This is a genomic window from Staphylococcus edaphicus (assembly GCF_002614725.1).
GTDB classification, from domain to species: Bacteria; Bacillota; Bacilli; order Staphylococcales; family Staphylococcaceae; genus Staphylococcus; species Staphylococcus edaphicus.
On record NZ_MRZN01000021.1, the window covers coordinates 1 to 23,107 of the forward strand.

At 34.1% G+C, this 23,107-nt stretch carries 18 protein-coding genes; 2 read left to right on the forward strand and 16 right to left on the reverse strand.

The genetic code is table 11. The annotated features are described in order from the left end of the window. Positions 1 to 267: 267 nt before the first annotated feature. From BTJ66_RS10980 to nhaC, 5 genes are all read right to left on the reverse strand, one after another. Positions 268 to 2,010: a pyruvate oxidase gene (locus BTJ66_RS10980; RefSeq protein WP_099090997.1), complete on the reverse strand. Its 1,743-nt coding sequence runs from the start codon at positions 2,008 to 2,010 to the stop codon at positions 268 to 270. Between the two features lie 72 nt (positions 2,011 to 2,082). After that, the gene (locus tag BTJ66_RS10985) at positions 2,083 to 2,769 is read right to left on the reverse strand and encodes an LrgB family protein (protein WP_099090998.1); all 687 of its coding nucleotides are present in this window, start codon (positions 2,767 to 2,769) and stop codon (positions 2,083 to 2,085) included. Continuing rightward, on the reverse strand, positions 2,770 to 3,156 hold the full coding sequence (locus BTJ66_RS10990; RefSeq protein WP_099090999.1) for a CidA/LrgA family protein: 387 nt from the start codon (positions 3,154 to 3,156) through the stop codon (positions 2,770 to 2,772). A 293-nt stretch (positions 3,157 to 3,449) separates the two neighbouring features. Further along, positions 3,450 to 4,325: a cidABC operon transcriptional activator CidR gene (gene cidR, locus BTJ66_RS10995; RefSeq protein ID WP_099091000.1), complete on the reverse strand. Its 876-nt coding sequence runs from the start codon at positions 4,323 to 4,325 to the stop codon at positions 3,450 to 3,452. Positions 4,326 to 4,514: 189 nt separating this feature from the next. Further along, on the reverse strand, positions 4,515 to 5,909 hold the full coding sequence (gene nhaC / locus BTJ66_RS11000; RefSeq protein WP_238597632.1) for a Na+/H+ antiporter NhaC: 1,395 nt from the start codon (positions 5,907 to 5,909) through the stop codon (positions 4,515 to 4,517). A gap of 378 nt (positions 5,910 to 6,287) precedes the next feature. On the opposite strand from nhaC, the gene BTJ66_RS11005 reads away from it, so the two are divergent. Continuing rightward, entirely contained in the window at positions 6,288 to 6,719 is a 432-nt protein-coding gene (locus BTJ66_RS11005) for a CHAP domain-containing protein (RefSeq protein WP_099091001.1), read from the forward strand. Positions 6,720 to 6,792: 73 nt separating this feature from the next. Here BTJ66_RS11005 and BTJ66_RS11010 read toward each other — a convergent pair whose 3' ends face one another. From BTJ66_RS11010 to BTJ66_RS11020, 3 genes are all read right to left on the reverse strand, one after another. Continuing rightward, the gene (locus tag BTJ66_RS11010; RefSeq protein ID WP_099091002.1) at positions 6,793 to 7,767 is read right to left on the reverse strand and encodes an SMP-30/gluconolactonase/LRE family protein; all 975 of its coding nucleotides are present in this window, start codon (positions 7,765 to 7,767) and stop codon (positions 6,793 to 6,795) included. A gap of 218 nt (positions 7,768 to 7,985) precedes the next feature. Beyond that, a complete protein-coding gene (locus BTJ66_RS11015; protein ID WP_099091003.1) occupies positions 7,986 to 9,269 on the reverse strand; it encodes a hydroxymethylglutaryl-CoA reductase, degradative in 1,284 nt (427 codons plus the stop codon). Between the two features lie 2 nt (positions 9,270 to 9,271). Next, complete coding sequence (locus BTJ66_RS11020) at positions 9,272 to 10,423, reverse strand: thiolase family protein (RefSeq protein ID WP_099091004.1); 1,152 nt, start codon at positions 10,421 to 10,423, stop codon at positions 9,272 to 9,274. Positions 10,424 to 10,527: 104 nt separating this feature from the next. Here BTJ66_RS11020 and BTJ66_RS11025 point away from each other — a divergent pair, with 104 nt between their 5' ends. Beyond that, a complete protein-coding gene (locus tag BTJ66_RS11025; protein ID WP_099091005.1) occupies positions 10,528 to 11,697 on the forward strand; it encodes a hydroxymethylglutaryl-CoA synthase in 1,170 nt (389 codons plus the stop codon). A 247-nt stretch (positions 11,698 to 11,944) separates the two neighbouring features. Here BTJ66_RS11025 and BTJ66_RS11030 read toward each other — a convergent pair whose 3' ends face one another. The 8 genes from BTJ66_RS11030 to aryK form a co-directional block, all read right to left on the reverse strand. Then, entirely contained in the window at positions 11,945 to 13,534 is a 1,590-nt protein-coding gene (locus tag BTJ66_RS11030; RefSeq protein WP_193433030.1) for a BCCT family transporter, read from the reverse strand. A 137-nt stretch (positions 13,535 to 13,671) separates the two neighbouring features. Beyond that, positions 13,672 to 14,205, reverse strand: coding sequence for a methylated-DNA--[protein]-cysteine S-methyltransferase (locus tag BTJ66_RS11035; protein WP_099091006.1), 534 nt, complete (start codon positions 14,203 to 14,205; stop codon positions 13,672 to 13,674). Between the two features lie 305 nt (positions 14,206 to 14,510). Continuing rightward, positions 14,511 to 15,926, reverse strand: coding sequence for an MFS transporter (locus BTJ66_RS11040; RefSeq protein ID WP_099091007.1), 1,416 nt, complete (start codon positions 15,924 to 15,926; stop codon positions 14,511 to 14,513). Positions 15,927 to 16,104: 178 nt separating this feature from the next. Further along, positions 16,105 to 16,797 (reverse strand): alpha/beta hydrolase, encoded by a 693-nt coding sequence (locus BTJ66_RS11045; RefSeq protein WP_099091008.1) that lies wholly within the window; start codon positions 16,795 to 16,797, stop codon positions 16,105 to 16,107. Between the two features lie 42 nt (positions 16,798 to 16,839). Beyond that, positions 16,840 to 17,304, reverse strand: a complete 465-nt coding sequence (locus tag BTJ66_RS11050) for a hypothetical protein (RefSeq protein WP_099091009.1) — start codon at positions 17,302 to 17,304, stop codon at positions 16,840 to 16,842. Positions 17,305 to 17,592: 288 nt separating this feature from the next. Continuing rightward, entirely contained in the window at positions 17,593 to 18,768 is a 1,176-nt protein-coding gene (locus BTJ66_RS11055; RefSeq protein WP_099091010.1) for a M20 family metallopeptidase, read from the reverse strand. 151 nt (positions 18,769 to 18,919) lie between these two features. Next, positions 18,920 to 20,314, reverse strand: a complete 1,395-nt coding sequence (locus tag BTJ66_RS11060) for an MFS transporter (RefSeq protein WP_099091011.1) — start codon at positions 20,312 to 20,314, stop codon at positions 18,920 to 18,922. Between the two features lie 328 nt (positions 20,315 to 20,642). Next, positions 20,643 to 22,922 (reverse strand): transcriptional regulator AryK, encoded by a 2,280-nt coding sequence (aryK, locus tag BTJ66_RS11065; RefSeq protein ID WP_099091012.1) that lies wholly within the window; start codon positions 22,920 to 22,922, stop codon positions 20,643 to 20,645. Between the last annotated feature and the right edge of the window lie 185 nt (positions 22,923 to 23,107).

Consider the following 23,107-nt stretch of genomic DNA (forward strand, 5'->3'; position numbering starts at 1 on the left):
AGAGACTACAGGCTCGAACCATACCCCAGGCAAGCATGCACGGTCAAAATCGTAAGATTTTAAATATAAAGAGGACTAACCCATAAAGGATTAGCCCTCTTTTTTTGAGATTGGGTATTTATGTCCCAGCCTCTTTAACAGTTACATCTGTAATAATTCGCTAAAATAAAATGAATTTTCTCTTTTTACTTAACTTACTATACTCAGATATCTACTAGAACTTGAACTTGAAAAAGTGATTTCTAGTCTTCTTGATTCATTTATAATTTAGAAGAAACGTTTTACCGCCGTTGACATTGGAGGAATTTCATCTAAATCTAATTTTTTATCTTCAGTAATAGATCTGTATGCCCATTTACCGTAGTTAATTGCTTCATCTTTAACAATTTTACCAGGTAATGGTGCTGCATTTGGATCAACATAAACATTGACAATAGTTGGTCTATCTTGTGCCATTGCTTCTTCTACTACTTCGTCTATTCTATTTGGGTCTTTAAGTGTATAACCAACACCACCACAACTTTCAGCAAATTGTGCTAAATCTATGTCAGTGAAGTTGATTGCATATTCTAATTCACCAGCTGCTTGTTGTTCATATTTAATAAATGATAGTTCTTGGTTATTTAATACAAATATAGTCATTGGTAAATCATATTGAACCGCTGTTGCAAAGTCCTGCATAACCATTTCAAATGCACCGTCGCCAGCTATACCTACGACTTGACGATTTGGATAGGCACGTTTTGCTGCTATTGCACCTGGTAGTGCACAACCCATAGTACCTAACCAACTTGATACGATGAATTTATTATTCACAGTTAAATTTAAATAACGTGTTGACCAAACAGTAGACGTACCAACATCGATAGAGAAAATCGCATCATCTGTTCTCACTTGGTTGATTGAATCCATTAAACGTTCTGGGCGAATTGGCGCACTTTCATCAGCTTTATCTTTGGCCATCCATGAATCCCAAGTTGCTTTTCTTTGTAATGTTTTAGTTAAGAAATCACGATCTTTCACATGTTTTGCATTATCTGTTAATTGTTGCAATGCTAATTTACTATCGCCAACAATACCTACATTTACATCAAAACGATGTCCTATATTTTCTGGGTTTGTATCGATTTGAATTGCTTTAATATTTTTCTTAGGTAAATAGTCGACATATGGATAGTTTGTACCTACCATGATAAGTAAATCGGCATCTTGAATCGTTTGGTAAGATACTTTAGTACCAATTTTACCTAAATTACCTAGGTTATAAGGATGTGCATCTGCTAAGATACCTTTGGCAGGTAAAGTAATGATTGACGGAATTTTAACCGCTTCAATAAATTCCTGCACTTCATCTTTAGCGTGTTTTGCACCTGTACCAATAATCATAACTGGGCGTTTACTTTTATTAATTAACTTAGTAGCTTTTTTGATGCTACGTGGTTTTGGTGCAACACGTGCTGGTGGCGCTGTATCCACTGGTGTATTTGTTGTATCTTTCACTTTGTTAGTTAATAAGTTATTTGGCAGAATTAAGACTGCAACGCCTTTTTGCTCATAAGCCGTACGAATCGCTTCATTAACAATGCCAAAAATGTCTTTATCATTTTCAGAGATTTGACGGTTATAAACAGCCACATCATCTACCATTTTGCTAATATCTGTTTCTTGGAATGCTTTTGTACCTAGTGCAGTGCTATCTGTTTGTCCTGCTAAAATGAGTTGAGGCACGTTATCCATTTTTGCATCATACATACCATTTAATAGATGGACTACACCAGGACCACCGATACTTAACGCTACACCAATTTTTCCAGTTAATTTTGTGTAACTTGCAGCTGCTAAACTTGCTACTTCTTCATGACGCACATGAACAAATTCAATATTATCTCTTTCTGTTCTTAAACTATCTACTACTGCATCGATTGAATCGCCTGGAATACCATATAAATGATCTATATCCCATGCTTGTAGTGCTTTTACTAACGCTTCATTTGCTTTAATTTTTGCCATTGTAAAAATTACTCCCTTCAATATTTAAAACTATATTAAAAAACCATAAATCTTTTCAATAAATCTATACATTTAGTATAAAAATAAAATGAGTATTGGTAAGACGATTGAGCTTAACACTGCTGTTAATATCATACCAATTGAACTAAATGCGCCAGACTCAATGTCTATTTCTAATGCTTGCGCTGTTCCGAAAGCATGCGAAGCATTTCCATACGTCATCCCTTTAGCTATAGATGTTTTGAATCTTCCTAATCTTAATAGATAAGACCCTAGTATGCTACCAATTAAACCTGTAGTAATAATAAACATGACAGTCACCGTATCTACGCCACCAAGCTGATTTGATACTTCAATACCAACTGCAGCCGTTATTGATCTAGGCAACATAGTCACAATGACTTCCTTTGAATAACCGAATAGTTTCAATATGCTATAAACGAACACAAAATTGAGCATAACTGCTGTGATGACACTGCTAAAAATAATGCTCGCATTTTGTAAGATTTTATGCCGATTCTGATAGAGTGGAAATGCTAAACAGACAACTGTACAATTTAGTAAATAATTAATCCACTGACCACCTATCATATATTCCTGATAATCTACTTTAAATAATAAAAGTACGATAATGATGCCGATAGATGATATTAACGCTGGATTTAAAAATGGGGTGTTATATTTATCCTGTAACTTCTTTGCACCAATATACATAAGTACTGTTAATAAAATCATTATTAAAGCTTTGAATATTAACATCTAATTTGTCTCATTCCCGTATCGTGCAGTTTTAACCATTTTTTCAGCGATAAATCCTGAAATTAAAGCTACACAACATGTACCAAGTATAATCATAGAGAAAAACAAAATGTAATTTATGTTAATAATTGGTGCGACATCCATAATTCCCACAACTGATGGTACAAAGAAAAATACCATTGTTGCTAGGAAAAAGTTAGAACCTTCACTCACCCATTTTGCTGGTATGACCTTCAATTGAAGTAATAGGAAAAATAAAACCAACCCTACGATACTACCAGCGATTGGAATGTGTAACACACGTTGAATTACGCTACCAACATACGTAATCGCCATTATTAATAATATTTGAAGTAAAAATTTAATTACTCTTTTAGACAGTTGCAATAATCATCACCCTTAATCGCTTTATTCATTACATTACCTAGTATAAGACGATATCTTATATAATAAAAATATTGATTTTCAATAGAACCTATTACTTTTATGAATGAAAGCGTTTCAACTCATTATTTTTATCTATGTATGACTATAAGGCAATTCTATATAGGGATATAAATATGTTTAAAAAAGGACAGCCTTCTAAACTCAGTTAGAAATCACTGTCCTCTGTATATGACTATGCTATTTTAAATCCTTTGAATTTCACGTTACTTTCATGCAGTTTTTTGATATAAAGTTTATAAACGCGCTTTCATAAATTCAATCCATTGCCTTGTCGCATGGCTTAAATATTTATCTCGTTTCCATATAACACCTAATTCCCACCGCATACCAGGGTCGTCGAGTTTTATGTTTTTAAAACTACCATTTAATAAGTTAACAATATTCTCGGGCAGTATACTGACACCTAGATGTGCATTTAGCAGATTTTCAATAAAATTCCATTGTGAAATTTTTGAAATTGTATTTGGAATATAGCCAGCGTTTTTAGCCGCTTCAATAATTTTATCGTTTAAATAAAAGTCCTCATTAAATAAAATAAAATCCTCATCTTTAAGCATACTCATATCGACATGTTTAGAATTTGCTAAAGGATGTTCTTTATTTAACACTAGTCTTAAATCTTCTTGATACAACGTAATCGAGTGGAATATGGTTTTATCGACAGGTAAAGTCGTAATACCAATATCAATTTCATCATTTATTAACTGCGTTTCTATCATCTTCCCACCATTTTCAACAAGGTTATACGTAACACCGGGGTACTTATGATGAAATTCACCAAGTATATTTATGAATTTATTCATATTCATCACAGCCGATAATCCAATACTAATATGGCCCGTTTCTAATCCAAGTAAACTATTGATTTCTTTTGGTAAATCTTTATACAAGGTGAGAATTTCTTTACACTTTTTATAAAATACTCTTCCCGCATCTGTTAGTACAAGTTGTCGCTTACTTCGATCAAACAGCACCATATCCAACTCTTTTTCTAAATCTTTGATTGCTTTACTAATTGTTGGCTGGGCAATATATAAAGATTTCGAAGCATTTGTCATACTATTTTGATCAACCACTTCAACAAAGTACTTCATATGTTTAATGTCCATGTACCCACTCCTCTTTGCAAATAGTCAATACTATTTAGTATACGTTGAATTTTCAATATTTCAATATAGCTTTATTACTGCGTTATATTGTATTTACAATTCCATTCTCTTAGTTTACTAATTAAAAACTGGTGACAGCGTGTATAAACGCGTTACCAGTTTCCAAATATACATTATTTTACTTTATAGCTAAGCCAAGTCTGCATCACTTGCTTGTTTCTGTGTGTGCTGTTCCGTTTCACTGCCATTTTCAATTTCTTGTTCGCTCAATTTGATAATTTTAAAACCGATGTATCCAAATATAATCGATATTATCGGTACGGTATAATTTAATATCGCAAAAGGTGCATATTCTATAACAGAAACACCCAAAGTAGAAGCAATAAATACACCACACGTATTCCATGGTACAAATACCGATGTTAAGGTACCACCATCTTCCAGCGCTCTCGACAGATTCTTAGGATGTAGTTGCTTCTCTTTAAAAGCATTTATATACATGCGAGATGGTACGATAATTGATATGTATTGCTCTGAACAGGTAACATTCGTTCCGATACACGATACAATGACAGATGCTATGAGTGTACCAGTAGATTTTGCAACTCTAAGCACTTGTGTAATCAATGCTGATAACATGCCTGAATATTCTAATACACCGCCAAACGTCATTGCTACTAATGTTAATGAAATGGTATAAAACATGGATTCTAACCCGCCACGATTGAATAATTCATCTACAAGTTTATTGCCAGATTCAATCGTATAACCTGTTTGCAATGCTGTTAATGCCTCGGTAATTGTACCACCTTGAACAAAAATTTGTGCAAAAAAGCCTAGCACAATGCCCATACAGATTGCAGGTATCGCCGGCACCTTTAATATAACCAACGCAATAACAATTACAGGAATTAATAGTAACCAAGGTGTAATTAAAAAGTTATTTTGCATGGTATCTAAAATAGCATTTATATTTTTTGTGTCAAAATGTTTTGTTCCAAAGCGTTGACCAATAATAAAAAATGCGATAAGCGATATGACTAAAGCTGGTATCGTCGTGTAGAACATGTGTTTAATATGTTCAAATAAATTCACGCCTGTTAAGCCAGAAGCTAAATTAGTAGTGTCAGAAAGTGGGCTCATTTTATCACCAAAATATGCGCCACAAATAACTGCGCCTGCGACCATTCCAGGTGAAATCCCCATACTGATACCAATGCCCATAGATGCTACACCTACAGTTGCCATCGTTGACCAACTACTTCCAATGGCTAACGCAACAATCCCACACAAGATAATGACAACTACTAAAAAATAGCTTGGGTCTATTAATTGCAGTCCATAATAAATCATAGTCGCCACGACGCCACTACCAATCCACGAACCGATTACTAACCCTACTAGTATAATGATGACAATTGCTGGTAACGCATGTCGTATCCCCTTATACATCATTTCTTCTACTTCGCTAAATTCATAACCATGTAACATCGTCACTAAAATAGCGATAGCCGTGCCAATTAATAAAGGAATATGTGGTTCTTTCTCTAGGACAGCCACCGTAAAAAGCATAGCGACAATCATCGTTGTTAAAGTGAAAACTGCTGAACTGAAACCCAACTTCTTTTTCGTTCTGTGTCTACTACTGTTTTTAGTTTTTCTACTAAAAATCATAGCCACCTCCTTTGTTAATAAAATCATACTTTAAATCGGAAGCGCTTTCAAAACTTTGTTTATGATTCACTTCTATATTTTATTTTCATTTTCACTTCGGGCAATTCATACTATCTTATTGATAAAAAATGATTTTTAGCTATATTTTCATTTCAATATTACATTACAGTTGTATGGCATATATTTCTAACTTGTTAAAGTTTTTTGTATTAATTGTTTAATATATTGTACTTTTTACATCCCCACTTTATTATAATTATATAATTTAAAAATGTCTGGAGCGTATGTATGACTATTAAAAAGAAATTAGTAAATGTATTTATTGCTACTACGGTTTTAATGACAGGAACAGTAACTTTTCAATCCATTAACGAAACTAAAACGACTGATGCCGCTGTTAACTATTACAATAAAAATCAATGTACATGGTATGTATTTAAAAAACGTGCTAGTGTAGGAAAGCCTGTGCCAAACGGTTGGGGAAATGCTAAATATTGGTATAGCAAAGCTAAAAATGCCGGTTATCGTGTAGGTAAGAAGCCAGCAAAACGTGCTGTCATGCAATCGACATCTGGTGCTTATGGTCACGTGGCGTACGTAGAAACCGTTTATAATAATGGCAGTATTAAAGTCTCTGAATATAATTACAATCGTCCTTTAGCATACGGTACTAGAGTCTTAAGTAAAGCCACAGCAGCAAAACATCATTATATTTACTAAATTTCTATCATAAAGCATCATACACAAAATAAACGCCAATTCATTTGATACGAAGTTGGCGTTTTTATATACATTAATGAAATTGATAACTATGGTGACCTTGGGCAAAACCTTTCACACTGTAAATCCAGGAACCGCCATTATTTTCAATGTCATTAGCACAAATAATAAGCTGATCTGTCCCTGGAATAAAAGCTGGATGGGTTGATCTTAGCATGTGACCTTGATCACGTCCGGGCATTAGTATTTGGCCAATTGGTGCTCCTTTTTTGTTAAATACGAGAACTTTACCTTGTCCATACATAGCAACATATACATTGTCATCACTATCAATGCAGCATGAATCTGGACCTTCATGACCCGTAAAATAGTATGGAATTGAGGCACCGAATGGCGCAATGGTTACACCATCATCTAATAAATCTATGCGATGTAAACGATTGGCATTGGTCTCTGTAACCCATAATGTCTTCTCATCTGTACTTAACGCGACACCATTAGCAACTGCAAGATGTTGAATCACAGGCGTAATCGTTTTATAGTCTGGAGATACATAGTAAACGCCACCTTTAGGATTGGTTGAATACCCACGAAAATCCGTAAAATAAAACCCTCCTTTGCTATCAAAGACTAAGTCATCAATACAATATTCAGTAGCAATATCTAAAACAATATCTTGTAGATAATTACCCTCTGCATCTACAGTAAAGATACCCCCTGTGCTTTCAAAATCACCTAAATAGCACACAAATAGGCGACCATCTTTATGAATTTTAACAGCTGCTGGATTTTGTTTTTTCGATTTAAATAATTCAGTTACGTTTTTATCAGGTAATGCCACATGAAAAATCGTACCTCCAAATACTTCGCAAAGGAGCAAGTTTCCTTCTCTATCAAAACATAAGCCTTCTAATTGTAATCCTTGTTTAGAAATTTCTAACCATGGTACTGCCGTTACCGTAAGTAGTTGCTTTTCATGTGCTGGCATAGGCACAACACTATTTTCTCCATCTTTATATGCCAATACTGGCAATTCATTAGAATTCATAAAATCTCCACCCCTTTTTCAATCATTCACTTTATAATTATATGCGAGATAATTCATAAAATAAATTAATACCAATGGCAACCTTTATACATCTAAAAATTTTCAAAACACGCTAAAAAACACCTTTACACTAAATTTGCCAATTTAAGCTTAAAGGTGTTTATATTACATAGGTCCTGACTACATTTTTATCATGTACCTATCTCCGCGTATTTATTTTATTGATTTTGTAATCTTAATTCTTCTAATAATTGTTGCGCTACTGCTGCATTGGCTCTCGGTTGTTTCTTTAACTTATCTGCAATTTGCGCTATTTCCTCGCCTTGTGCACCAACAACAATTGCTAGAGATTTATATTGCAAACTCATATGCCCTTGCTGAATACCTTCAGAGACAAGCGCACGGCACGCTGCAAAGTTTTGTGCTAATCCTACTGCAGCAACTACATGTCCAAGTTCTTGGGCAGAATCTACCTTCATTAAATCTAAAGATGCTTTAGCAATAGGCAACACTTTGGTACCTCCACCCACGGTTGCAAGTGTCATTGGCACTTCAATAGTCCCAACTAAAACTTGCCTTGCTTCATCATATTGCCATGTAGCTAGACCACGATATTGGCCATCCTTACTAGCATATGCATGCGCTGTAGCTTCTGCGCCTCTCGTATCATTACCAGTAGCTAAAACAACTGCATGTATCCCATTCATTACCCCTTTATTGTGTGTAGCTGCACGATGAATATCAACTTGTGCTAATGTTGATGCACGCGCCATTCGTTTGGCAACTTTTGCACCATCTCGACCACCTTTAGATAACGCATCGACTGTAATTTCGCCCTGTACTTTAACTACAGAGGCTGTGGCATGATTTGACAAAATACTCATTAAGATATCAACATCATCTAATTCATTTTTCAAATATGCCGTGATGCCCTCCAATATCGTATTTAACATATTTGCGCCCATTGCATCTTTCGTGTCTACGTATACTTTTAACGACAATAATCCTTCTGTAGGAAACGTGTCAATCTCTATTTTACGAAAGCCACCGCCTCTTTCTATAATCGATGGATAAACCTCATCGGCAATTTGTTTTATTTGTATTTCGAGATTGTTTATTTGTTTGGCCAACACCTCAGTATCCGATATATCATCAAAAACAATTTGGCCAATCATGAGTCGTTCACTCGAAATGACTTTGAATCCACCTGTTTGATTTACAAGTTTCGCACCATAACTTGCCGCTGCAACTACGGATGGTTCTTCAACCATCATCGGTACAACATAAGCTTTATTGTCTACTATAATTTCTGGTAACAAACCAACTGGTAACGTCCCTTGTCCAATGACATTTTCAATTAAACTGTTCGCAATTTCTTCTGATATTAAAGAATTGTTCAATAATACCTGCTTATTCGCTTCATCTAACCAACCTTTTTGAACTAAGTCATTCAATTTATCTTCCCTTGATAAATGACGAAATGTTTTACCTAATGCTTCCATATTTAAACCTCTCTTTCTATTGCTATAGCGATACCTAAACCACCACCAATACAAGCAGTAGCAATACCTGTTTGTTTATCTTCTTGTGACAATATATTTACAAGTGTTGTAACTAAACGTGTCCCACTTGCACCTATTGGATGTCCTAATGCAATCGCACCACCGTAAAGATTCAATTTATCTTCTTTGATACCCAAATGCTTACTAACTGGAATACTTTGAGCCGCAAAAGCTTCTGTCATTTCAACTACATCAAAGTCATCGATTTCTTTATTCGACTGACTTAATAACTTTGTAACCGCATGATACGGTGCATAACCCATAAGTTCTGGATCACAACCAATTTCAGTATGTTCTCCAACAATTGCTAAGATATCAAAGCCATTTTCTTTGGCATAAGTTTCGTCCATTAATATAATTGTTGAAGCACCATCATTAATACTAGAGGCATTACCACCAGTTATCGTACCTTCTTCTTTAAAAATTGTTTTTAATGTACCAAGTTTTTCAATGCTACTATTTCCACGTATGCCTTCATCGGTCGTCATCCATTCGCCCGTTACATCTTTTAATGGCACAATTTCATTTTCAAACTTGTTAGCTTCTGTAGCTTGGTGTGCTTTCATTTGTGAATCATTAGCAAATACATCTTGTTCTTCTCGTGTCACATTATATTTCTCAGCTATTTTTTCAGCTGTAATCCCCATAGGTACATTCATAAAAGCATCCGTAAGACCGTCATGCATAAAACTATCAACAGGTGTGTCACTCTCATTCAACATCAGTTTTGGTGCATTGGTCATACTTTCAACGCCACCTACTGCTACTACTTTTGCTTCACCCAATTGTATTAACTGTTTGCCTAAAATAATAGATTTCAATCCAGATCCACAAACTTCGTTAATTGTCATTGCTGGTGTCGTATTAGGAACCCCAGCATTGATACCGATTTGACGTGCAGGGTTCTGTCCATTACCCGCTTGTAACACATTACCATATATAACTTGTTCGATATTTTGAGGATTTAAATTGATAGCTTTGATAGCCGCTTCTAAAGTTTTAGTTCCAAGTTCTACTGCTGAATACTGACTTAATCTTCCTTTAAATCTTCCTATTGGTGTACGTTTAGCACTTACGATTGCGATTCTATTCATTTTCATTCTCCTTTATCTCTCTTTTTCAAATCATTGTATTTTAGCGTCGTGATTTGGTATGATACAATTGCTTATTTATATATAGAAAGGTGTCGATACGCTTTATGACAGTTGGTATTGATCAAATTAATTTTTATGTTCCAAGGTTTTATGTAGATATGGCTAAACTTGCCGAATCTCGTCAAGTAGATCCAAACAAATTCTTATTAGGTATTGGCCAAACTAAAATGTCAGTTAGTCCAATGAGTCAAGACATTGTTTCGATGGGTGCAAATGCTGCAAAAGCCATCGTTACGGAAGAAGACAAAAAGCAAATTAGTATGGTTATTGTTGCAACTGAATCTGCAATTGATTCCGCGAAAGCGTCCGCAGTACAAATACATAATCTGTTAGGTATTCAACCATTTGCCCGTTGTATTGAAATGAAAGAAGCGTGCTATGCTGCTACGCCTGCTATTCAACTGGCTAAAGATTATTTAGCACAACGCCCAGATGAAAAAGTGCTTGTTATTGCTAGTGATACTGCACGTTATGGCTTGCAATCTGGTGGTGAACCAACACAAGGTGCTGGTGCAGTTGCCATGATAATATCACAAAACCCACGTATTCTTGAATTAAATGATGATGCTGTTGCATTTACAGAAGATGTTTACGATTTCTGGCGTCCTAGTGGTCAACCCTATCCACTTGTAGATGGTGCTTTATCGAAAGACGCCTATATCCGTTCTTTCCAAGAAAGTTGGCAAGAATATGCACGTCGCTACAATAAATCTCTAACTGATTTTAAATCCCTATGCTTCCATGTACCATTTACAAAGATGGGGAAAAAAGCACTTGATTCAATTTTAACCGATGATATCGATGCTGAAACAAAAGAACGCTTAACATCAGGTTATGATGCCGCCACTTATTACAATCGCTATGTAGGTAATATTTATACTGGCTCTCTTTACTTGAGTTTGATTTCTTTACTTGAAACACATGATTTAAAAGCAAATGATACGATTGGCTTATTTAGCTACGGTTCAGGATCTGTTGGTGAGTTCTTCAGTGGTAAAATTGTAGAAGGTTACCAAAACACACTTGATATCCAAGGCCATAAAGACCTATTAAACAACCGTGAAGAAATTTCAGTCGAAACTTATGAGACGTTCTTTAATCGTTTCGACAATTTAGAATTTGATCATAAAACTGAATTGGAAAATGAACAAAATACGATTTTCTATCTCGAAAGTATCAATGATCATATCCGTAATTATAATACCTTAAATTAGATTTTAAATCACTTAATCGTATCACGTTCAGATGAGATCATTTAAATTGTTTTATTTTGCACTTATTTTAAACCCATGTCAGTCGTTCGTCACGATTTCAATTTTAAGATCATATATTGATCACAATAGGTTTACTTCATTCAAACTTACTGATTTGATGTAAAGCTATGAAAAGCGCCCTCCCCAAGAGCTTAATTGCTCTTGGAGAGGGCGCTTTAGTATCATTTCATTGAGTACAAAGTAAAAATTAACTATTTCTTTTTCTATTTGCTTCTTCTATCATTTTTGTATAGGATTCACTACGTTCTTTATCAATACTTAATGTTAAACCTAATGCTTTTCTCTCGTTATTTGCATCCTTATACAAGGAAACCATCATTAAAAATACGACAATACTAAATGGCAACGCTGAAATAATGGCTGCTGATTGTAAAGCACTTAATCCAGTATCTCCGCCAGCTAGTAATAAAACATAAGCAATCGCTGCTAATGCTAATCCCCAAACAATCTTTATGAAACCTGATGGATTTAACGTTCCATAAGCCGTCTGCATACCTAAAACATAAGTCGCAGAATCTGCAGAAGTAATAAAGAAAGAGGCAATCAATGCTAATGCAACAATTGATAATATAAATCCAAATGGTAATTCATTAAAGATTCCAAACAATTGCGTTTCAGGTGGCATGGTTAAAATATGTGAATGTGTTTGTCCAACTGTTATACCTGTAGCACCAAACGCACTAAACCAAATAATACTAATAACCACAGGTACCCCTAAAACTGCAATGATGAATTCTCTAATACTTCTCCCCTTAGAAATTCTAGCAATGAAAGTACCAACAAATGGACTCCAACTCATCCACCAACCCCAGTAATAAATCGTCCAAGTCTGAAGCCAATCACTTTTTTGTTCGTTTAAAGGCGCCACGTCTAAACTATTGAATACAAGAGAATTCAAATAATCACCAGTACCACTTGTCATCATGTTGAGAATAAGTAGCGTTGGACCAACAACAAATATTACAATTAACAAAATGGCTGCTAAAATCATATTTAAATTACTTAAATATTGTATACCTTTGCTTAATCCACTCCACGCGCTATATAAAAATAATACAGTAACTACCGCAATGATAATACCCTGTACAATTGAATTACTTGGCACTCCAAATAAATAATTCAAACCGCCATTGATTTGAATTGCACCTACACCTAAAGAAACTGCAACTCCAATCACCGTTGCAAAGACGGCTAAAATATCGACAATGTCTCCAATAGGCCCATCTACTTTATCTCCTAATATAGGTCTCAACGTTCGTGAAATTAGACCATTTTCACCTTTACGAAACTGAGAATAAGCAAGGCCTAAGGCCACAATACCGTATACTGCCCATGGATGAAATCCATAATCAATAAACGAAGATTTAAAAGCTTCTGCCATAGCTGCTCTTGTTTCTGGATTCGCTGTTGGAGGGGCCATATAGTGAGAAATGGGTTCAGATGCCCCATAAAAGACAAGTCCAATACCCATACCAGCACTAAATAACATAGCAAGCCAAGAAACTGTCCTAAATTCTGGCTTGTCTTTTGGCTTTCCGAGCTTTAACTTTCCTATTGGACTGAATAATAAGAAAACACAAAATCCTAATATAATAGTGTAAAGTAACATATAATACCAACCAAAGGTCTTACTTACCCATGTAGATATATTTCCACCTATAGTACCAAATTGTTGTGGGAATATGGCACCTACAAGTACTAGTAAGCCTATAATGGCAGTTGAATATAAAAAAACGCTTGAAAATCCCTTTTTTTCTTTTTCCAGAAGACTCACCATCCCTAAATAAATATTATAAAGACGGTTATCACAATACCATACTGAGTTAATTATTCAACACTATTCATAAAATTTTACATTTAATATATAAAATGATTAATAGCTCGCTATTATTTGTAAAATGATAGTTTAAGCCTTTACGGCTTTTTACTATGTTTAGGTCTATACAACACATCCATATCTACGCTTTCTAATTTTAATAGCATGATTTTAGTATCTATGCCACCACCATAACCTGTTAGGTTACCATCTTTGCCTACAACTCTATGACAGGGGATGATAATAGAAATTGGGTTACTTCCAACTGCACCACCCACTGCTTGAGCAGACATCTTTGTCTTACCTCTTTTTTTAGCTATTTTCTCTGCAATATCCCCATACGTCCATGTTTCGCCTTGTGGAATTTCCAACAGTATTTGCCACACCTGTTCACGAAATGTTGTCCCCGTCGCTTTCAATGGAAAATCAATTTTGGGATTATCACCTGAGAAATAGGCATCTAGCCAGTGTTTCGCCTTATCAAATACTGCTAAATCCATCTCTTGCAAAGGATTATCATCTTGTGCTTCAAAATCCGTATGCTTAGGTAACCATAGACCGGTTAAATTTTGCCCATCCGAAGTAAGTGTAATGTGGCCAATTGGTGATTGATAGTAACTTTTATAATGCATCGTGCTTCCCCCTTTTCTCGTACTTGTAGAGTGGTTATTGTCTTAGTGTTCCAATGTTAATATGTAAACATGTAAAATTATAAGCAATGATATTTCACTGCTTTTCTATCGATGATAACCATTACCTATACTCATTCATATGGTTCAACTTTAATGTTAGATTTGCATCAAATCAAAGTTTTGGTGGTGAACCTATGTCTTTTAAAATCTTTATTCACGCATAGGGACATTTAAAAATAAGCCTAAGACAGCAATTAACGTCTTAAGCTTTACTGGTTTACTTGTTAAAATCAGTAGTTTTGTCACTATTCAACTTCTGCCACTTGTTCTTTTTCAACCTGTTTCATTTTTCGCGTCGGAATGAGGCATGCACTTGTAAACACACCACCAATCACTAGACAAACGCCTACGATAAAACCTGTACTAGCAGCAGCATCAACACTTTGACCACTTTGCGTAAGCCCTGTGAATATAGAAGTCATGATTGCAATACCGAATGCGCCACCAAGTGTTGAGCCCATTTTAAAAATGCCAGATGCTACACCGACCTTTTCGGCGGGCGTAGTAGAAACTGCAGTACTTAACGCTGGCGTTGCAAACAATCCAGTACCTCCACCAAAGAACATGGCACCAGTTAATGCAACAACTACATAAATTGAAGTATTAAAAAACGTTAAACTAAATAACAAAATGCCTGCCGCAGTAACAATAGGTCCTATAACCATAGCACGTTTTGCACCAAAGCGTTTGATACTTTTTTCTCCTAATCTAACAACAAGTAACAGTGTGATGAGATAGGGTAGTGTTAATAAACCTGCTTGAAAAGCGCTAAATGCCAACCCAGCTTGCGCATACATATTAAACAGTGCAATAACACCCACACCCGTATTTAATAAACAATTCGCAACCACTGCGCCGACAAAAGATTTATTTTTAAATAACTTTAAATCAATAAACGGTATCTTTTTCACTTTTTCTACTTTATAAAAAGCATAAATACAAATCACAAATATCACACTTAAGATCAGCGTTGGCGAGCTCAACCAACCTAGCTTATACCCTTGTGTAATGACGAAACTAATACTAGCAATCATTATTACAAATATAGTAAGACCAACGTAGTCAAAACGGCTAGACTGCTTGTCAAAGCGCTTGCTTTCAGGCAAATTTTTAAGTAAAAATAGCGCAATCAATGACAAAAGAATAGATAGTATAAATATAGATTGCCATGATATAAAGGTCGCCATTGCACCTGCAAAGAATGATGATAATCCCGTACCTCCGAATGCACCTATAGACCAAAAGCTTAATGATTTTTGTCGTTCATCACCATCAAAGAAATCATTAACGATTGAAATAGTTGCTGGCATAATAATCGCTGCGGAAAAACCTTGGACTACTCTTCCCAAAAGTAACAAAACAACATTTCCAGAAACAATAAGCATTAATGAGCCAATGATACTCAAGATTAAGGCGATGCGCGTCATCTTCACTTTACCAAATCTATCAGAAACATTGCCTGCTACAACCATAAAGACTCCTGTTACAAAGGAAGTCAAACTTACCGAAATATTGACGATTTCTGGACTCACTCCAAAAGTTTCTTGTATCTTCGGACCAATATTTAAAAATGATTGAGCAAATAGCCAATAAGTTAAAATAGATAGTACAATCCCAACTAATAACTTACTTCCTGAAATTTTATTTATACTTCCTATCATAATTGCAGCATCCCCTATGTCTAATTTGATATGAAAAATTCAATGTAATATTTTAAAAATACCGACACACTCATTTTATCATTTTCAAACATAAAAAGGATGCTTTCAACGTTGATTTTTTCGAATTTTCTGATAACAATTGTTCAATCTTCATTCTATTCTTTCTCTTCATTCATCTTTAAAATAATTTGTTAATCGCCTTATTAAAATACTTTTTAAAATAGCGTTTTCGGTGTATCCCTTTTCTATCTGTCACAAAATAGAACTCGGATTGTTCAGAAACAAGTAGTTCATTCAAAATTTCTACTGCTTGCTCTGTTCGTGGAACCATATATCGATTTAAGTGGTTACTCTGCTTACCTTCATGATGACCAACATACCAATAAACATGTTGTGGTGCTCGAATAATAGATTGAGATTTCATAAAATCAATAAACTGCGGGTACCAAACCGAAGGAGATATGAATATATAGTTCCCAAAGACATCTGGACGTTTAAAAAGCGCATATAATGATACAAGACCGCCAAATGATGCTCCTGCAATGCCAATTTCATCCCTGTTATGAGAAATGCGGAAGCATTTTCTTAAATATGGAATTAGTACGTCTGCTACCCAAGTTACATAGTCTTGTGCTTGCCCACCATATTCAATGTCATTGACAGTACTTTCCCACGGTGTATAGTCTTGGTTTCGATTATTTGCTACAATACCTACAAATATAACGTCGTGTTCAATATCTTTGAACAAATAATCTCCATCTTGAACGATGACCAACGGATAAGTTGCCTCGTTTGTCTTAAAATAATGTTTTGGTAATTTAATGTTTATTTCTTGTCGCTGAAAAGTTAGATTAAGCTCTCTATACGTCATAGCAATCACAGCTTCCTATATCAAAATTACAATGTACGCTTTTTATAAAAAGTTATAAAGCGCTATATCATTTGATTTTGCATATTCTAATGCTAGCATTTCCAGTGTATTAATCATTGCTGGGTTTCCTTTAACTTTAATAAATTGAAATTTCAAACCATAGGTTTCAGCTTTAATCTCTTTCACTTCAGTTTCATCTAAGTTGTTTTTTTCAGCAAACACTCTTCTAAATCGCGCCGTACCAGCATCTGATTTTAAATTAAATTGAGCCAATTTATCATTCAGGTCTTTTTGTGTTAATTTATAACCTGTCATATATCCGCCAGCTTGTCCTACAAAGATAGGCTTTTTATTATAAAATATAACAAATACACCCTTTTGACCTTCAACTTTATTTCTGCTTTCTTTATCGAAAGTTAATGCATTTGATTTATCATACTTAAAAAGTTTTTTGAGTGGTTTTTTATAAGTATCAAGTAGTTCATTTATTTTTTTATCGCCATTCATTTTAATCATCCTTTTATCATTTTAGTATCACTCTTTATATACACAATATCGCACTTTCATAAACTTTTAGTAGATGGTACTATTTGTTAAAAATGATATTAAAAACGATTGGGCACTCCCTTGTTCAAAATCTCTCTCAAGTATGACAAATCATTTTTATGCCCCCAGAACATGGACAAACCTCAGGGGTGCTACAAGCTTAAGACAGTGTCCTAGGAAAACGTGCATAAAAAAAGTCAACAAAGTTGGAAACTTTGTCGACAAACTTTAATTATGTTCAAACAATATTTATTTTAGATAGCTTAATACCACAAGTCCGACTGCTTCTGCAGAAACACGCAATGATTTTTCACTGATATTAAATTTAGGGTGATGGTGCGGATGAATATCTCCGTCTTCTGGTGCTGCCCCTGCATAAATAAATGTACTTGGTATTGCTTTTGCATAATAAGCAAAATCTTCAGAAGGTGGTTGCGGCTCACATCTTTCAACTTTTTTAACCGCATCTGTATCCGCATTTTTAATAGAATCTACTACAAATTGTGTAAACTCCGGATCATTATATAATGCAGGATAGTCATCATGATAATTTAATTCACAAGTCACACCAAACATTGCTTCGATACCTTCTACTAAACGATTAATTTCTCTTTTGATTGTATGTTTGGTTGTGTCTGTCAGTGCACGCACATCACCCTCAATTTCAATACTATCTTTAATAACATTAAATTGGCCTTTCCCATCAAACGAACCAATTGTGACAACACCCGTTTCAAAAGGATTCAGTCTTCTGGAAACGATTGTTTGAACTGCATTCACAAAATAAGCCCCTGCAACAATACTATCATTAGCTGTATGAGGTGACGAACCATGACCACCTTGCCCTTTTACTTTCAATTCAAAGAAATCTCTCCCAGTTTGGACATTACCTTCACGATAATAAATATTCCCCGCGTTCATATGACTCATCACATGAACGCCAAGTACATGATCCACACCTTCTAAGACGCCATCTTTTATCATGGCTTGTGCACCACCCGGAGGCACTTCTTCTGCTGGTTGATGTATCACTACAACCTTCCCTTTAAATTCTGATTTAAGTTCAATCAACGTTTCCGCTAATATCAACATATATGCTGTATGCGCATCATGGCCACACGCATGCATAACACCTTCATTCTTAGATGCAAAAGACAAACCAGTGTCTTCTTGTATTGGTAAAGCATCAAAATCTGCTCTTATAGCAATTGTTTTGCCTGGCTTTCCACTATCAATGGTCACTTTCACACCATTAGGACCAACATTCGTTGCTACTTCACAATCTTTATTTTTGTAAAATTCTGCTATATATTTTGGTGTTTGTTCTTCATGAAATGATAATTCTGGATGCTGATGTAAGTATCTACGTATTTCAATCATACGGTCTTCTTTATCTTTTAACATATCTATTAATTTTTTCATCATAACAGTTCCCCCTAAGCAATTTAGTATGTTAATTACATGATAAACCTTTATCTATAAAATGATTTACTATATCAGTTCATCAAAGTTGTTTTTTTATGTTACGTCTTATGTCCTTTTATCAATCATATCGTCTTCAGTACAGCATACCAGTTTAATTATTACTCTTTTTCACAGTCGGTACCATAATCATAATGATGATTAATGATAATAATGCCATCAATACGTTCAACCATAAACCAGCTAAAGCACCAATTTGTACGTTTGTCATATTTGCTACAACACCAAATAAAGCACCAGATAATGCAATACCAAACGCACCTCCCAGTGATGATGCCATTTTGTATATTCCAGAAGCTACCCCAACTTTATCTTCAGGTGAATTTGAAATTGCCATATCGGTTGAAGGTGTTGCATAGAAACCTAATCCTAATCCATATAATAAATAACCTATGATACAAACAACTACATAAAACATGCTAGGTAAAAATGTTAAAGAAATAAGTATGATACCAATCATATTACTGAAAGTACCCAATAACATTGGCTTTTTGGCTCCAACCTTTTGTAATATTTTTTCACCAACTCGAATCATCAACAATACTGTAATTAAGTAAGTAATGGATAATAAGCCTGTTTGGAATGCGCTAAATCCCAATCCTTGTTGTACAAATGTATTTGCGACTAATAGTGCACCTGCAACACCATTTAATAAGAAATTAGATAGTGTTGCTCCCGTGTATGCTTTATTATTAAATAATTTAAAGTCAATTAACGGATTTCCAATTTTGTTTTCAACTTTTAAGAAACTAATAATACTTAAGATAAAAATCACAATAAGTCCTAATATAATAGGTGATGTAATACCTAAAGTACCACTTTGAGTGATTACAATATTGATACTTAACATCATGATAACAAACAATATTAAGCCACTATAGTCAAAACGCTGTTTCGTCGTATTCACTGATTTTGTTTCAGGAGTTCCTTTAATTAAAAACATTGCAATTAATGCAATGACAATTGATAAAATAAAAATCCAACGCCATCCTATAAAAGTAGAAACCATGCCTCCAAATAAAGATGCAAGACCTGATCCTCCCCATGAACCAATTGACCAATAACTTAATGCACGTTGTCTCTCTTTACCTTCAAAATACGCCTTCATGATTGCCAATGTTGATGGCATGATTGCCGCAGCTGACAATCCTTGAATCACCCTGCCGATAATTAATAAAATAGGTAAATTACTAACAATAATTAATAATGACCCTATAATGCTCAGCCATAAGCCAATATAGGTGATCTTTACTCTGCCGACTTTATCTGCAAGGCTTCCGGCCCCCACAACAAACATTCCAGAAAATAATGCGGTGATGCTTACCGCAATACTAATCGTACCGATGTCACTACTAAAAGATTGTTGTAATGTCGGCACTACATTTAATAATGATTGTGCAAATAACCAGAAAGTAACAACCCCGAGTACAATACCTAAAATGAGTTTATTGTCCCCTTTGTATGTTTGTGTATTTCCCTGTTGTGTCATTATTGTTTCCTCCTCTATAAATTTTAACTAATGACCATTAGGGAAGATAAGCCTGATTGTAACTTTGAACCACACATTTCCAATAAATTACAAATGCTATCCTCTCCAAATCTAGTGTAGCCCCTATACATTTTGTTCAATATGCAATTTTTGTGATTTTAATCACTTATTCATTCTCTTTTTTTACTTATTTCGGTAAATGACAAAAAGAGAAGTGTTTATTTTGTCTTTTTGTTTTATAGCTAATAGCAGCTATAAAACAAAATAAAAAATACCACTTACAGAGCACAATGCTTGTTAAGCGATATTTTTATTCCTAATTTTAAGATTATCTATATTTTTTAAATTCTATGATATGGACTGCATTGGTCTGTAATTTCAAATGATACGTAATTGATGCTTCAACAATAACTTCACTAATTTCCATTTTCGGATAAGAGATACGATTAACATAGGCAATCGTCTCCTCATCCATACCGTGACGGGTGTTGTAATGTTGCCATACTGTATATAATGCACCATTATTTTTATCTAATGTTAAATGCTTAACCTTATATGTACCAGGCATTAAAGATGTGACATTGAGTTGATATTCTTTATGACTTAAATAATGATACTGGTTATTCAAAATGAAATAAGGATTATAATGTTCAGCATCCCACATTACAATTTGGAAATGCTCGAAAGAGCCAAGCACAATACAATTTTCATTTTGATAAAGGACTTTATTAAATAATTTCCTATAAAATGCACTTGTGAAAAATGCTGGTCTTTTACCATCAAATTGATGATACAACGCAATACCTGTTAACTGGGAACTTGAATTTTTCAATAGGAATCGTTGATGTATCTCATAGTTTAACCAATAACCAATCATCTGAATCGACTCATTCATCTCAATAAGCTGTTCAAAAATGATACCAGCTCTAAAATACTCTCCATTTGTAAGATGTGTATCTCCAGTTAGCGTATTCCAATTTAATAAGATAAACGGTATTTTATTTTTTTCAAGTTCTAATGTTTCAACAATTTTATTATACTGTTCGTATATATGACGTTTGGCCATTTCATATTGATGATTCTCCATAGATTTAAAGTCTATCATATCATTTTGATTAGCAGAAAAAGCAATATGATCTATGCAATAATGTTCATTCGCTAATATATGTTTCACTACATCAACAGCTAATAATTGGTCAATATCCACAACCAACACTACTTTCAAATAATCGAAATATTTTTCAAATAAATCAACTAGTTTTTTAAATATGGATTCTTCAATACAATGGATATAAATAATGCATTTTAAAGCATCTCTATTCGGTAATGCATTGCATATATGTTCTAAAAAGTAGTTCATTTCTTTATAAGAATCATTAAAATTCGCCACACTTCTAGGCGGATCTAGTTCTAAACCAAAACCAATTTGATGTGACTTTAAAAAATTGATTGCCTCATCAATTTCCATATATGGTTGAATATTAGGAATAAGTTCATCACTCTCTATTTTTTTATATCTAATATGGCCAACTTCAATAGGATCTTTGATTAAAACATGGTCCACACCCAATGATTGTTTAACTTCAATTAATTGTTTTCTATTCCTATGTACAAGTAATGTTTCTATATAACCAATTTGAATAACATGTTGAAAGTGCGAAATTGATTTATCCGCATTTTGTAATGTAATATTCAATACTTTTTGAGCATCTGGTGATTGTACGATATCATCAATATTTTGATTTATAAATTGAGACAAATAATATAAATACATTTGATATGTAGCAACTTGAGGCGTTTTCTCTCGCGGTGTGTCTTTGCGTTTATTTTGATATTTCATTCTAAACCTTGAAGGCGTTATATGTGTTGATGCCTTAAAATGTTTCAGTAATACGTTGGAACTACTAAAACCATTTTTATATGCGATATTTGTAATACTTTCATCCGAATCAATCAAATCTTTTTTACAATGTTCTAATCTTACATAATTTATATATTGCGTAAATCCCATTTTTTTCTGCTGCTTAAATAGTTTTGAGAGATATGTTGTACTTAATGCGACTTTATCCGCCATTTCAGTTAAATTTAATTGTTCATTATAGTGTCGTTCTATATAATTACAAACATAATTTAATCTTTGATCTGCCTTCAAAGGCATAGAAACTTTTTTATCCGTAGTTGGTATATAGCGCATTAATATAAATACTAAATCTATGAGTTGTTGTTCAATGTACAGCTTGTAAAATTCGCCTTTTCTAATAAAAACTGTTCCTATCTTAGCAATTGCATTCACACAATGTTGATAAATAATATCCTGTAATTGATTAGCGTTTAATACAAAATCTCTATCTTGATAGTCATTCATATATTGCCTTAAATAGGATTCAGTTAAACAGATTGAAATAGACATGACATCGGAACTATCTAATATTTGATATTGCTCTCTGTGATTTATGATAAATACATCGCCTTTTTGGTAAGTATTTACCGTTGTTGCTTTACTCACTTTCATCGAGCCTTTTAGAACAAGTATAATTCGTAATGCTTCACTTAAAGTAGGTCCTCCTACCGTATTCAAATTAAATTCTACATCGTATAGTTTGTTCATTTGACACCCCCTAATAAAATCTAATTTAAATAAAATCACCCCGAAATACCATATTATTTTGCATTTTGTTGGATTTTAGACAAAATCAATTTCTTTTAGCGTAATCAAAACCAATGAAATCACAAAAAAGAGCGGTACATATAATATCAACCATGTGTATGTTGATATTACATGTCCGCCCGAAA